The 14,288-nt window shown below is 56.9% G+C and carries 14 protein-coding genes; all 14 read right to left on the reverse strand.

The features are described 5' to 3' along the window. Positions 1-9 precede the first annotated feature (9 nt). The 14 genes from CLH62_RS15905 to CLH62_RS15970 all read right to left on the reverse strand — a co-directional run bounded on the left by CLH62_RS15905 (position 10) and on the right by CLH62_RS15970 (position 14,213). Positions 10-1,020 carry a DctP family TRAP transporter solute-binding subunit gene (locus CLH62_RS15905; RefSeq protein WP_099619166.1) on the reverse strand — a complete coding sequence of 337 codons (1,011 nt, stop codon included), beginning with the start codon at positions 1,018-1,020 and terminating at the stop codon, positions 10-12. 28 nt (positions 1,021-1,048) lie between these two features. Next, complete coding sequence (locus CLH62_RS15910; protein WP_099619167.1) at positions 1,049-2,044, reverse strand: branched-chain amino acid ABC transporter permease; 996 nt, start codon at positions 2,042-2,044, stop codon at positions 1,049-1,051. A gap of 2 nt (positions 2,045-2,046) precedes the next feature. Next, entirely contained in the window at positions 2,047-2,934 is an 888-nt protein-coding gene (locus CLH62_RS15915; RefSeq protein ID WP_099619168.1) for a branched-chain amino acid ABC transporter permease, read from the reverse strand. 108 nt (positions 2,935-3,042) lie between these two features. Beyond that, a complete protein-coding gene (locus CLH62_RS15920; RefSeq protein WP_099619169.1) occupies positions 3,043-4,257 on the reverse strand; it encodes an ABC transporter substrate-binding protein in 1,215 nt (404 codons plus the stop codon). Positions 4,258-4,338: 81 nt separating this feature from the next. Then, a complete protein-coding gene (locus CLH62_RS15925) occupies positions 4,339-5,061 on the reverse strand; it encodes an ABC transporter ATP-binding protein (protein ID WP_099619170.1) in 723 nt (240 codons plus the stop codon). Next, positions 5,058-5,843, reverse strand: coding sequence for an ABC transporter ATP-binding protein (locus CLH62_RS15930; protein ID WP_099619171.1), 786 nt, complete (start codon positions 5,841-5,843; stop codon positions 5,058-5,060). Before CLH62_RS15930 ends, CLH62_RS15925 begins: the two co-directional genes overlap by 4 nt. 78 nt (positions 5,844-5,921) lie before the next feature. Next, positions 5,922-6,725, reverse strand: a complete 804-nt coding sequence (locus tag CLH62_RS15935) for an alpha/beta fold hydrolase (protein WP_099619172.1) — start codon at positions 6,723-6,725, stop codon at positions 5,922-5,924. A 4-nt stretch (positions 6,726-6,729) separates the two neighbouring features. After that, a complete protein-coding gene (locus CLH62_RS15940; RefSeq protein ID WP_099619173.1) occupies positions 6,730-7,146 on the reverse strand; it encodes a PaaI family thioesterase in 417 nt (138 codons plus the stop codon). Beyond that, positions 7,143-8,792, reverse strand: coding sequence for an AMP-binding protein (locus tag CLH62_RS15945; protein WP_099619174.1), 1,650 nt, complete (start codon positions 8,790-8,792; stop codon positions 7,143-7,145). The genes CLH62_RS15940 and CLH62_RS15945 overlap by 4 nt, the downstream gene beginning before the upstream one ends. Positions 8,793-8,951: 159 nt before the next feature. Beyond that, the gene (locus tag CLH62_RS15950) at positions 8,952-10,013 is read right to left on the reverse strand and encodes a proline racemase family protein (protein ID WP_099619175.1); all 1,062 of its coding nucleotides are present in this window, start codon (positions 10,011-10,013) and stop codon (positions 8,952-8,954) included. Beyond that, positions 10,013-11,155, reverse strand: a complete 1,143-nt coding sequence (locus CLH62_RS15955) for an alcohol dehydrogenase catalytic domain-containing protein (RefSeq protein ID WP_099619176.1) — start codon at positions 11,153-11,155, stop codon at positions 10,013-10,015. Before CLH62_RS15955 ends, CLH62_RS15950 begins: the two co-directional genes overlap by 1 nt. Before the next feature lie 153 nt (positions 11,156-11,308). Next, positions 11,309-12,196, reverse strand: a complete 888-nt coding sequence (gene mmsB, locus CLH62_RS15960; RefSeq protein WP_099619177.1) for a 3-hydroxyisobutyrate dehydrogenase — start codon at positions 12,194-12,196, stop codon at positions 11,309-11,311. A gap of 123 nt (positions 12,197-12,319) precedes the next feature. After that, positions 12,320-13,399 (reverse strand): enoyl-CoA hydratase/isomerase family protein, encoded by a 1,080-nt coding sequence (locus CLH62_RS15965; RefSeq protein ID WP_099619178.1) that lies wholly within the window; start codon positions 13,397-13,399, stop codon positions 12,320-12,322. Positions 13,400-13,433: 34 nt separating this feature from the next. Next, the gene (locus tag CLH62_RS15970; protein ID WP_099619498.1) at positions 13,434-14,213 is read right to left on the reverse strand and encodes an enoyl-CoA hydratase; all 780 of its coding nucleotides are present in this window, start codon (positions 14,211-14,213) and stop codon (positions 13,434-13,436) included. Positions 14,214-14,288 lie beyond the last annotated feature (75 nt).

A 14,288-nucleotide genomic window follows, 5' to 3' on the forward strand; every position in this document is an offset into this window, starting at 1 on the left:
ACGACGGAATCAGCGGGAACGGTTGGCAACGGCGTCTTGCGCCATTTTCACCAGATCTTCGCCAATTTTGGGTGTCCAGGTATCGTAGACGGATTTTGTTGCTTCCACGAAGGCGTCATGCTGTGCGTCGGTCAGTTCGGTAACCTGCACACCACGCTCCTTGATGGTCGCCAGGGTCTCATCCAGCTCAGCACGGGATTTCTCGATCTCCCATTGCCCTGCGTCAATCGCAGCCTGCTTCAGTAGGGCCTGATCCTCGGGACTGAACTGGCTCCAGATGCGGTTGCTCACCGCAAAGACCAGCGGGTCGGCCATGTAATGCCAAAGCGTGAGGTAGTTCTGACCGACCTGATCAATGCGGGCCACATCAAACACCGACAGCGGGTTTTCCTGGCCATCAACGGCGCCAGTGGTCAGTGCCGGTTTCGCGTCAGCCCAGCTCATTTGCGTGGGGTTGGCACCCAACGCGTTAAAGGTGTCCTGGAACAGTGGCGAGCCCACTACCCGGATCTTAAGACCATCCAGATCCGCAGGCTCGTCAATCACACGTTGGGAATTGGAAAGCTCGCGGAAGCCGTTTTCACCCCAGGCCAGCGGCGTGACACCACGCTCTTTAATGGCCGCAAAAATCACATCTCCAGCCTCACCCTGGGTGATGGCATCAATGGCATCATAATCCGGCATCAGGAACGGCAGGGAAAACAGGTTGAGCTGAGGCACCTGGGGCGACCAGTTGATGGTCGACCCAACCGCCATATCAATCAGGCCGGAACGCATGGCCGAGAACTCCTTGGTCTGGTCACCGGAGACCAGTTGGGAGTTGCTGTAAATTTTCATGTTGATCCGGCCATCCGAGCGTTCCCTGACCAGCTCAACCCACTTATCAGCTGCCTGGCCCCAGGGAAATGCGGACGGCAAAACCGTGGATACTGTGTATTCGTCCTTGTATTGGGCAGCCACAACAGAGCTGAACAGTATTGACGCGGCAGCGACAGCAAGAAGCGTTTTGGACTTCAGCATCAGAACTTCCTTATTTGTTGTCGGGGCTCTACCCCAGGTTCTTCTTTACGAACTTCTGGATTTCACCAACGATACCGCTGCGGAATGCCAGAACCGTGATCACAAAGATACCACCAAGAATCGGGTCTACCCAGTCCCGGAGCGGGCCCTGGGACAGCTGATACTCAATGTTAACTACGAAGGTAGCGCCCACCACCGGTCCAAGCAAGGTGCCCATGCCACCGACCAGGGTCATCAGGATGACTTCACCGGACATATGCCAGTGCGCATCATTCAGAGAAGCCAGCTGGAACACCACCGATTTCAGGGAACCGGCAAGCCCTGCCAGTGCTGCCGAGATGACAAATGCCAGCACCTTATATCGATTAACATTGTAGCCAAGTGATATGGCCCGGGGCTCGTTCTGTTTTATCGCCTTTAACACCTGGCCGTAGGGGCTGCTTACAATCCGCTGGACCAGGAGATAGCAACCGAGGAACACCGCCAGCACGAAATAATACAGGTTGTAGTTGTCCGAGAGATCAACGAGACCAAACAGATGGCCCCTGGGAATACCGTGCATCCCGTCTTCCCCGCCGGTGAATTCCGACTGGACCAGGAAAAAGAACACTAGTTGGGACAGCGCAAGGGTAACCATCGCAAAATAGATACCCTGCCGGCGAATCGATAACAGTGCAAACCCCAGGCCCAGAACGGTGGCCGCCACGGTACCGGCAATAATTCCCAATTCAGTCGTCAGACCGGAAAAGTTACTCAGCAGATAACCGGTGGTATAGCCACCTGCGGCAAGGAACGCCGCGTGGCCGAAGGACAGCAGGCCGGTAAAACCGAACAGAAGGTTAAAGGCCACTGCAAACAGCGCAAAACACAGAATCTTCATCAGGAACACTGGATACATGGCAAACGGTGCTGCGAGCAGAAGCAGCAGCAGAACACCGTTCAGTATCATTTTTTTCCGGTTGTCCGCGCTCTGCTGTTCCAGAATGGCTTTTTGGATCTCGGTCTGATTGACAGGCTGAGTCATGGTTACGCCTCCTTACCAAACAAGCCACTGGGGCGGAACATCAGAACGACCACCATGACCAGGAAGATCACCGCGGATGAAGCAGGTGGATAAAAGGTTTTGGTAAGGCCTTCAATCACACCCATAAGAATGCCGGTGATGATTGCGCCACCAATGGAACCCATGCCCCCGATAACCACCACCGCAAAGACGGTGATCAGGATGTGAGACCCCATCACCGGCGTTACCGAATAGATGGGCGCAGCCAGAACACCCGCAAACGCCGCCAGCATAACGCCAAACCCGTAGGTAAGGCTGATCAGCAATGGCACGTTGATGCCGAACCCCTGCATCAGCTGTGAGTCTTCGGTTCCGGCCCGCAGATAGGCCCCAAGTTTGGTTTTTTCGATCATGAACCATGTGCCGAAACAGACCAGCAATGCCATCACGATAACCCAGAGCCGGTAATAGGGCAGGAACATGAATCCAAGTTTCATTCCACCCTGGAACACGTCAGGCATCGCATAACGGAGCCCGGATACCCCGTAGATATTCGTAAGCACACCTCCTAAAAGCAGAGCCACACCAAAGGTGAGCAAGAGGCTGTAGATGTGATCCTGGCCTGCGATCCTCCGCAGCAGAAAGTATTCGATCACCACGCCAACCGCGCCAACCAGAAGTGGCGCGAGGAAAAGAGCGACCCAGTAATTGACACCAAGCGAGTCGAAAAGGATGACAGTGGACATGGCGCCCAGCATGTACATCGCGCCATGGGCGAAGTTAATTATCTTGAGCAGGCCAAAGATAACCGCCAACCCAAGGCTCAAGAGCGCATAAAAGGCGCCATTAATGACCCCGATCAGAAGCTGACCAGCCAGCACAGCAAGGGGGACACCGAAAATCATGGACATGTTGCTCACTCCAAAAGCAGCGCAAACGTGATACCGGGAATCATCGTTGCGAGTTCCCGGGGCTGCCCCACCGGAGGGAGGGGAGCCCCGAAGATTACGCTTTTCTCTTTACTTGCTGGTGACCAGCGGGCACTTGCTCTCGGAGAGCGGGCGATAAGCTTCGTCAGCCGGGATAGTGCGAAGAATCTTGTAAAGATCCCACTCACCTTTGGACTCGGCCGGTGTCTTGACTTCCGCCAGGTACATGTCGTGCACCATACGACCATCAGCTCGGATCTTGCCGTTCTTGGCGAACATGTCGTTGATCGGCGTATCCATCATTTGCTTGCGTACAGTCTGTGCGTCGTCGGAACCGGTGGCTTCAACCGCTTTCAGATATTGCATGGTGCTCGAATAGATACCGGCGTGAACCATGGTCGGGCGTACTCCGGTTTCCTCCTCGAAACGATCGGACCAGGCGCGGGTCTCATCGTTCATATCCCAGTACCAGCCTGTTGTCAGTTGAATGCCCTGAGCGGCATCTACACCCAGTGCGTGCACATCTGTCAGGAACAGCAGCAGAGCTGCAAGGGTCTGTCCGGACTGGGTTACGCCGAACTCACTGGCGGTGTTGATGGCGTTGGTGGTATCCGCGCCGGCATTCGCCAGTGCTACTACATCAGCACCGGAAGCCTGGGCCTGAAGGATGAAAGAGGAGAAATCAGGCGTGGGGAACGGGTGCCGCAGGGTGCCAATGATCTCGCCACCGTTGGCTTCAACAACGCGGGTTACGTCACCTTCAAGTGCGTGACCAAACGCATAATCCGCAGTCAGGATATACCAGGTTTTACCGCCTTCTTTTACCACCGCACTGGCGGTACCGTTGGCCAGCGGATAGGTGTCATACACATAGTGGATGTGGTTTGGCGTGCAGTGCTCGTTGGTGATGCTGGAAGCCGCAGAGCCCGAAACGATACCCAGCTTGTCATTCTCTTCAAGAATGTCGCTCACGGCGATGGAAACAGAGGACGCAACGAGGCCGGCGACCAGGTCGACATTCTCGTTTTCGACCCAACGGCGGACTGTGCTGGAGGCGACATCCGGGCTGTTACGGTCATCCGCGCTTACAACTTCGATTTTGGCGCCGTTCACTTTTCCGCCGAAATCAGCAATGGCCATTTCCAGGGCCTTCATGCCATTGGGACCGGCCAGATCACGGTAGGTACCGGACATATCGGCCAGATAGCCAATCTTAACGGTGTCATTTGAAACGGCCGCCTGGGCGCCACCCACCATCATGGCTGTTGCAACGGCTGATGTCAGAAGCTTTTTCATCATTGTCATTGTTGTATCTCCGCTACTGTCTTGCGTTGGTTGTTCGGGTTGTTGTTGCTTTTTTTGGTTGTTGCTCTCTTCTATCCGGTGTTACACACCCAAATAGTCGTTCAGCAGCGACTGCTTGGCTTCAAGCTCGTCGGCGCTTATCTCTTCCACGATCTGACCGTGCTCCACAACGTAGTGGCGATCGGCCAGAGGCGCGGCGAAATGGAAATTCTGCTCCACCAGCACAATGGTCAGGCCTTTGTTCTTGAGTTTGATCAGCACTTCGGCAAGCTTTTCCACGATGACTGGTGCCAGCCCCTCGGTGATTTCGTCGAGAAGCAGCATATTGGCGCCAGTCCGGAGGATGCGGGCCATGGCCAGCATCTGTTGCTCACCACCGGACAGCTTCGTGCCCTGGCTGAAGCGGCGCTCATAGAGGTTAGGGAACATGCTGTAAATTTCTTCCAGGCTCATGCCGCCGCTGCGCACTACCGGCGGCAGGGTCAGGTTCTCCTGGACGTTGAGTGCGGAAAAAATGCCCCGATGTTCGGGGCAATACCCGACACCCAACCTGGCAATATGGTGCGGCGCACAAGACATGGTCTCTTCGCCGTTAATCATGATGGAGCCGGTGCGGCGGCCCACCATGTTCATGATGGCCTTGAGCGTGGTACTGCGGCCGGCGCCGTTGCGCCCGAGCAGGGTGACCAGCTCGCCGCGGTTAACCACCAGATCGATCCCGTGCAGGATATGAGATTCACCGTAAAACGCGTGCAGGCCGGAAACTCGCAGCTGTTCGTATTCTTTGTCCGGGCGGTGGCTCATTCTGCTGTCTCCCGGTCCGCAGTAGCTTTATCGTTCGCGGTGCCCATGTAGACTTCGCGCACTCGGGGATCTGCAGACACCTCGCTATACTCTCCCTCTGTCAGAACGGCCCCCTGGGCCAGCACCGTAATGCGGTCGCACAGTTTGCTGACTACCCCGAGGTTGTGTTCCACCATCAGGACCGTGCGACCCTTGGCTGCCTTTCGAACAAGTTCAACCACGCTGTCGACGTCTTCGCCGCCCATGCCCTGAGTAGGTTCGTCAAGAAGCAGCAATTCGGGCTCCATGGCCAGAGTGGTGGCCAGCTCCAACGCCCGCTTGCGGCCATAGGCCAGCTCCACGGTTGTGGTGTTAGCGAACTCTGCAAGCCCCACTGAATCGAGCAGTTCCATGCAACGCTGGTTCAGTTTGTTCAGCGAAGCACCGGACTTCCAGAAGCTGTAGGAGTTGTTTTCTGAGGTTTGCAGGGCCACGCGGATATTTTCCAGTGCCGTCATGTGAGGAAACACCGCGGAAATCTGGAATGAGCGAACAATGCCCCTGCGCGCAATGGCAGCGGATTTCAGAGGTGTGATGTCCTGACCCTTGAACAGGATCTGGCCCCGAGTCGGGATGAGAAACTTGGTGAGCAGATTGAAGACCGTAGTCTTGCCGGCACCGTTGGGGCCAATCAGGGCGTGTATGTGGCCTTTACGAATCTTCAGGTTCACGTCGTCGACCGCAACGAAGCCCTTGAATTCCTTAACAAGGTTACGAGTCTCCAGAACGTACTGTTCACTCATGAGCCAATCTACCTTTGTTATTGTTGTGCATGTTATCTATATCACAGATTAGATTGACGTATACGTAAACGTCAACAGTTAATTCTGTTTTTTCAGTTCAATCTCGCCACACAAAAAGTCGCAGATCAAAGCCACCACCTGGTCCGTTTTTTCCAGATGCGGCGAGTGGCCAGTGTCCTCGAGAAAGACCTCGCGGGCATTGGCGCCTATGCCGGCTACAATGTCGGTTACCTGCTCCGGTACTCCATATTCGTCGTTTTCCCCCTGAATGATCATAGCCGGACATTCGATCGCCGCCAGCCAGCGGCTGAAATCCATTGCTGCATGGAATCCTTCATCACGCCATACGTTTTGCCAGGCGTTGAACAGATCGTCGGTGCGATGACCGTGATACCGCTCCAGGCGCTCACGAATATCGGTTTCCCGGTAGCGGATAGCCATTTCCTCGAGGCCTGCCAGGGTAAGATGATCGGCGTAAATATGGGCAGCCATGGTGACGAGCGCCTGCACGCGGCTGCCCATGGCGCCCGCTGATATCAAAGCAATGGATCCGCCATCGCTGTGGCCGATCAGCACCACCCTCTCAATACCGAGCTCGTCCAGGAGGCGGGGCAACCAGACGGAGCCTTCCTTTTCCTGAAAGTCGTAGGGGCGCGGCAGGGTTTCGTCGCTGGAATGACCGTAACCCCGCCGGTTGTAGATCAGGGCATCGCAGCCAGTCGCCCGGGCCAGTTTTTCCGGGAACTTGCGCCACAAGGCAATGCTGCCAAGGGATTCGTGCAGGAAAACCAGAACCGGCCCTTTCGGGTCGTGATGCTGCATTCGCCTGACTTCCAGCTCAACGCCCTCGCCCACCGGCACCATCATGTCTCTTATCTGCATGACGCTACCGGTTCGGGGGGATCGAATAGGTCATAGTGGAGTGAGCCACGGGCTCTTCCGCACCTTTGGAGTAAACGAACACTTCGCCTACACCCATGGTGCGGCCGACCTTCAACATCGTTGCTCGGGCCCAGATTGGCTGGTGCGCCACTGGCTTGCGCAGGAAATTGATGTTGAGGTTGGTGGTTACCGCCAAAGGCACCAGGCCAATCTTGCTCAGCAGCGCGGCATACAGGGTGACGTCCGCCAGCCCCATCATGGCCGGCCCGGAGACGGTTCCCCCGGGCCTGAGATGCGCCTCATCCACGTCCAGCTTCATTTCCGCCCAGCCATCCCCGAGCTTCTGCAGGGTGCCGTAGGCTTCCCCCTGCGGAAACTGCTCGTCAAGGAAGGCCTGCAGCTCTTCAAACGTAATGATCATGTGCCGATTTCTTCCTTGGCCTGATTACGCAGAACAAACCGCTGGATTTTTCCACTGGGTGTCTTGGGCAACTCATCAACAAACTCGATTTCCCGGGGGAAGGCGTGGGTAGAGAGCCTGCGACGCACCAGTTCCTGAAGTTCGTCTTTCAGAGCCTGCTCGTCTCCAAGAGCGTAATCGCCCTTGATCACCACATAAGCTTTGATGATGGAACCGCGCTTTTCATCCGGCTTGCCGACAACGCCGGACTCCGCCACAGCGGCGTGCTCCAGCAGCGTGCTTTCGACGTCCGCCGGGCCTACACGGTAACCGGCAGTGGTGATGATGTCGTCATCCCGACCGCTGAAGGAGAAACAGCCGTCGCCATGATTGATCACCATGTCGCCGGTGAGGTAATAGCCGTTCACGAACGGATCCTTTTCACCCCAGGTGTAGCCATCAAAGTGGAACAGCGGCGAGGCTTTTACATCGACTGCCAACTGGCCGACTTCACCCTCGCCCACTTCTTCGTTTTTCTCGTTCAGTGCGACAACCTTGTGGCCCGGGGAGGCATAGCCCATGGAACCTTCACGGACCGGATGCGCAAGGCCGTGGAAGTTGCAGCAGGTCATCCCGGTCTCGGTCTGGCCGTAGTGATCTTTTACCGGGCAGAAGTGGCGATTACGGATCCAGTTCACCACCTCCGGATTAAGGGGCTCGCCGGCACTGCTGGCGACCCGCAGACCCAGATTTTCACCTTCTGGCAGCACGTGATCGTTGGCTTTGAGCAGGCGATAGGCTGTAGGCGCCGCCGCCAGGTTGGTGATCTTGTATTTCCGGATCATGTCGTAGGTGGATTCTGGGGTAAAACCGCCCGGGTTGAAATGGGTCGCATGCCCCATCAGCAGAGGCCCTACCACGGCGTAATAGAGGCCGTAGGCCCAGCCGGGATCGGCCACGTTCCAGAATTTGTCTCCATCCTGCAGATCGATGGCGTATTTCATGTAGACATAGAACGCCAACAGCGCCTTGGCGGGAACAGCAACACCCTTGGATTTGCCCACGGTGCCGGAAGTGAACATCTGGAGGAACGGATCGTCGCCCTTGATCATGACAGGCTCGAACTCGCTCGACTGAGCCGCCAGGGTTTCCTGGAAGTCGGGGATGTCTGCGTCAATCTCTCTGGCGTTGACACCCACCACTGGCGGGCAGACTTTGACGTCGTTCAGCTTGGGATAGTTCTCCGGGTTGGTCACCACCAGCTTGGTGCTGGCCCGCTCAAAACGGTATTCTATTGCACCGGAACCAAAAGCAGTGAACAGCGGCTGGTACACGGCACCGGCACGGAGGGTTCCGGCGATAACGATCAGCAGCTCCGGGGTGCGCGGCAGGAGTGCAGCCACCCGGTCGCCCTTCCCGATGCCCTGGGATTTCAGGTAATTGGCGAACCGTGCAGAGGCGGCCTTCAGCTCGGCGAAGGTCAGAGTGCCGTCACCACCATCTTCTTTTTCGTAGTAGAGAGCGACACGGCTGGGGTCATCCGCCCATTTATCGCAGATTTCGTGGCATACGTTGAGCCCGCTATCCAGACGTCCATCCAGGATGTCCGCTTCCAGAGCAGCAGGATCGAAGTTGTTGTAAACGTCGGTATATTCCGGAAGGCTCATTCTCAACTCCTGTTGTTTTTATCATTTAAAGCACGGGTCAAGGTTTAGCACAGGCTTCACTTTACGTAAAGGTAAACTTTAGACCAAATAGGAAGAAACTCCACTCGTCTTATGAGGTGGAAAACGGGCGCCGCCGGCAGGCGGCGCCCGGTGAGGAGATCAAGATTTCGGGGTGATATTTCCGGAGTGGCGGCTGGCAAGAATATGGTGCAACGAACCGCATTCCACCATAGGGTCGTCGCAGTTCACGACAATATCCGAGCGGGCGATGACGAAACCTTTGCCGGTAATGCTGTTCTTGATGACCTGGTACTCGCCCGCTTCTTCAGCTGAGGTAAATTCGCCGATAAAGCCGGTCTCCCTCAGAGATATGGTTTCCAGCTTATCGCCCTGTTTAATACTGCCTTCGTAGTTCATCAGCGCCAGTCGCGCCGAAGTGCCGGTGCCCGTAGTGCTGCGGCAGATCACCCCGGGGTGAACATAGGTCGCGGAACGGGAGCGATAATAACCCTCGCCTACGTGCTCCACCGGCCCCATGAAGTGAAGGAAGGGCAGCGGGCCAACATCGCCCAGGGTGTAATGAGAAAAGCCACTCTCGGCCTGAATGGCCTCGACGATGGCGTGGGCGGCTTCCGCCAGCTTGCGCTCTTCGTCAAGTGTCAGACCAAAGCCCATGCTGGCCGCATCGACCAACGCATAGAAGCCGCCGCTATAGGCCACGCTGTAGGTGATCTCACCGAGCGAAGGCACATCAATAGTGGCCTTGTAGGTATGAATGTAACTCGGCAGGCCCTCACAGGTGATAGCTTCCACCACGCCGCCATGAACGGTAGCCTCGATTTGCACCAGTCCTGCCGGAGATTCCAGCATGAAACTCTGCTTGCCTTCCTGCTTGGGCACGATGCCCAATTCCAGAACAGCCGTGGCGGTGCAAATGGTGTTGGAGCCAGAGTAAATCGGATAGCCCATCACCTCCATGATGATGTAACCGGCCGCTGCCCTTGGATCCGTTGGCGGCACCAGGAGGTCCACAGACATTTCCGGCAGGCCATAAGGCTCTTCCAGCAGAAGACGACGCAGACCATCGGCATCATCCCGCAGGTATTCCATCTGAGCCCGCACTGTGCCTCCGGGCAGCGGCTCAATCCCCCCTGTCACGATGCGGCTGACATCTCCGCCTGCGTGGGTATCCATCAGCTGAATGGTCAGTTCCGGTTTCATCAGGCGCTCTCCAGTGACCAGGGTTGGCCGTGCTCTTCCCATTGTGAGTCAGGAACAATCACGATCTTGCCGAGATAATTGCTACCTCGGCTCACAAAGTACTCTTCTGCCCGGTGCAGGTCAGAGAGTCTGAAGGCACCGTGCAGGACAGGCTTCAACTGCCCGCCCCGAATCCAGGCCATTAGCTGGTCCGCCTCTTCGCGGGTGCCATGGGATACTCCGAAAATCTGCACCTGATAGAGATAGATGCGGGTCCACAGGATTTCGCTGATGTTGCCACCGCTGGCCCCGGCAATACTCAGGCGCGGGTACGTGCTGCGGGCGTTCATATCGAAGATCATGGTGTCGATGAACACGTCCGTCATTTCACCACCCACCAGATCCATGACGGCATCAATGGGTTTCCCACCGGTTTCTGCTTTTACACGCTCCACAAATGTGGCCATATCGGACCGATCCAACACTGCTTCGGCTCCCAGTTTCAGAAGCGGTCCGGTCTTGTCCTGTTTGCTCAGTGCATAGGGAATCGCTCCCATTATCCGGCACAGCTGGATCAGCGCTGTGCCCACACCGCCGCTTGCGCCAGTTACCAGCACCCGTTCACCGGCCTTGATGTTGGCCGCGGTGACCATGTGCATGGCGGTCTGATAGGAACACATACCCATTGATGCCACTTCGGCATCCGCCAGCTCGGGGTTGGGAATGTGGTGAAACTGGTCCGCTGGCAGAGTAACGTATTCCGCGTATCCGCCATCGGCGCCGTGGCCATAGTAGTCCGGAGTGAGATTGATATCCCGACGGTCATTGGCGTAGATGTTGAAATCCAGCAGGCCCCGCTCGCCAATTCTGCCTTCTTCGACCCCTTCACCAACAGCAACCACACGACCGGCAATATCCGCCCCCTGAATCCGGGGGAAAACCAGCGTGGGCTTGCCGCCCATCTGGAAGGATGTCATCTCACCCTTTTTGGTGGGGTAGAGCCCTTCCCGTGCTTTCCGATCGGTATTGTTCTTCGCGGTTGCAGTAACCTGAACAAGAACCTCGTCAGGCCCCGGTTTGGGCGTGGGTACATCCTGAAATTCGAGTTTGTCGATATCACCGTGACCAGTGAGAACCATGGCCTTCATGGTATTCGGGATCATGGGCGGATGATCCTCCCTGTCTGCTGAATTTTGGGTATCCAGACAGAATAGGTGAGATTCCCGGGTGTGTCAGCGCGTGTTGCGGGTATCCATTACTCCCGCAAGCGCCTAATCACCATCATCGAGAGTTCATCCAGACTCACGGGTTTCACATTACTCGGGCTTGTAAAGCCTCTGAATGCTGGAGAAGTCCAGCGTGCCATTACCTTGCCCGGCATGGAGCTCAAACAGGTTGCGGGCCAGTGAACCCATGGGAATGGCGGCGTGATTCTTCACCGCGTTGTCGAAGGCCAGCCCGAGATCCTTGTTCATCAGGTTCACCAGGAAGCCGCCCTCGTAGCCACGGGATGCTGGAACGCCGTCCATCACGCCCGGCCAGGGGTTGTAAACATTCAGCGCCCAGTTGCCACCGGAGCTCTGCTTCATGATTTCCGAAAGCACAGCGGGATCAAGGCCGTTCTTCACGCCCAACGCCAGGGCTTCACTGGTGCCCGCCATCAGGATAGCTAGCAGCATGTTGTTGCAGATCTTGGCAACCTGGCCGGAGCCGTGCTCGCCCGCGTGGAAGATATTCTTTCCCATAGCGTCAAGGATCGGCTTTGCCTTGTTAAAGTCTTCTTCCGCACCACCACAGATGAAGGTCAGTGTCCCAGCTTTTGCGCCACCCACACCACCGGAAACCGGTGCGTCCAGGAACGGAATTTTTTTGGCTTTTGCGGCCTCGGCCACACCACGGGCCGTCTCCGGTGCGATGGTGGATGAGTCGATTACCAGGGTGCCGGCAGGTAACTTGGCCAGGAGACCATCGTCACCCAGATACACGGCTTCAACGTGCTGGCCGGCGGGCAGCATGGTGATTACACACTCAGCGCCTTTGGCGGCTGCATGGGCAGTGTCCGCGGTTTTCGCGCCTTCGGACACCAGTGCAGCGACTGCGTCTTTTGAAAGATCGAACACGGTGACATCGTGGCCGGCTTTAACCAGGTTGCTGGCCATGGGGCCACCCATATTGCCCAGTCCGATGAAGGTAATTGTTGCCATGTCTTTTCTCCTTTCTTGTTGTATGCGGTTTAGCAGGCCGGCCTTGTCGGACGGTCCTGAAGGTCACGAACCAGAGCTTGTCGGATTAGCGTAGCGTAATCCGACAAAAGGCCACCAGGCATTCTACCGGGCGAAAAAATCGTCGATCCAGGCACTCTCCATCTCGGCCAGGGACGCGTACCGCCAACGCGGCTGCTGGTCCTTGTCGATCAGAAGTGCACGAACACCCTCTGCGAATTCCCCTTTTATCAGGCATTTTTTAGACAACGCCAACTCTTTATCGAGCACCTCTTTCAGGCTGTCGTGTTTGCAGCCATGCAAATGGTGCCAGACCAGAGCCAGGGACGTCGGCGAGGCACCGGCCAGGGAACGGGTCGCCTTTGCCACCCAACCCTCGCCCCCGGCAAGCTCGCCGAGCTGGCTTACGGTCGCTTCGAGGGAGTCGGCATCGGTTACGCGGTTAATCTCGTCAAAATGGGTGCGTACCGGTGATTCTGGAATGGCATCGGTACTCTGACGTTCAAACTGTCTGAGCACGCTACCCACCACGGCGTGACCATCGTCGTCCTGCCAGTTGCGTTTGCAAAGCTCTGCGACCACATCGGCTTTCAGGTCGTGCCGGATGAACCGGTCTGCGAGGCCGGTAAACAAGGCGTCCGGGCCGTTAAGGCGAGCGCCGGTCAGGCCCAGGAACAACCCCGTACGGCCAGGGGTGCGGTTCAGGAACCAGCCAGCCGCCACATCCGGATAAAGGCCGATGGTGATTTCCGGCATGGCCAGTTTCGAGCCCTCAGTCACTACCCGGTGGGAAGCGCCTTGCATGATACCCATGCCGCCGCCCATCACAATGCCATGCCCCCAGCACACAACGGGCTTCGGGAAGGTGTGGATCAGGTAATCCAGCTCGTATTCTTCGGTGAAAAATGCCTCACCCTCACTGGCGTTACCACCCTGGGGCTCGGTCATGCTCCGATACAGGGCCACGATGTCGCCACCCGCACAGAACGCCTTATCGCCTTCGGCTTCAAGCCAGACTGCCTGAGTCGCCGGATCTTCCGCCCAGCGTTTCAGCTGCGGTGTCAGCAGGCGAATCATCTCCAGAGACAGCGAGTTAAGCGTCTTGGGCATGTTCAGCCGGGCCACAGCAATTAGCGCACCGTCGCCCGTTTTCCACTCTTCAAAGATAATGGGGTGATCACTCATATCAGGTCCTTGAGCCAGCTTTCAGGCGCCGGCCTCAGCGGTTTTTCCATTCCGGCTTGCGCTTGTCGAGAAACGCATTCACGCCTTCTTTCTGGTCTTCGGTGGAGAACAGCTCAACAAAGAGTTCTCTCTCCATGCGCCAGCCATCGTCGTGGCTACGGCCATCCCGGGCGCTCATGACCAGGGTCTTGCAACGGGCCGTGGAAGATGGGCTCTGCTTGCAAGCCATTTCTGCCAGCTCCAGGGCCTTTTCGAGCCCTTTGCCTGAGGGCACCACTTCCTCGACCAGACCGATTCTCAAGGCGGTATCTGCATTTACGCGCTCGCCACACAGAATCATACGTTTGGCCCAACCTTCACCCACCAGCCAGGGTAGATTCTGGGTGCCACCGGCACAGGGCAACAGGCCGACGGACGCTTCCGGCAAGGCCATCTGCGCATGCTCTTCGGCAATTCGGATGTCGCAGGCCATGGCGCACTCCAGGCCGCCGCCCATGGCGTAGCCATTCACCGCTGCGATCGACACACCCCGGAACCGGCTCAGGGTCGCAAAGGCTTCACCAAACAGCTGGCCCATTTCATTAGCCCGGGCCTTGTCACCGTCAGCGAAGGTTTTAAGGTCGGCGCCGGCGGAGAAAAATTTCTCGCCCTGCCCGGTCATTACCAGGGCAAAGATGTTCCGGTCTTCGTTGAGTTCACGAACCGTGTCCATCAGGGCAACCAGTGAATCCCGGGTCCAGGTATTGGCCGGGGGATTGTTAATGGTCAAGACCGCAATGTGGCCGCGTTTTTCGAGCTGAATCAGGTCGCTCATTTCATGTTCCTCTTCTGAAAATGGGGTCATAAAGAGGGGGTCAGATGAAATTTTCATCTGACCCCCTCTTTATGC

This window comes from Marinobacter guineae (assembly GCF_002744735.1).
Lineage (GTDB): Bacteria > Pseudomonadota > Gammaproteobacteria > Pseudomonadales > Oleiphilaceae > Marinobacter > Marinobacter guineae.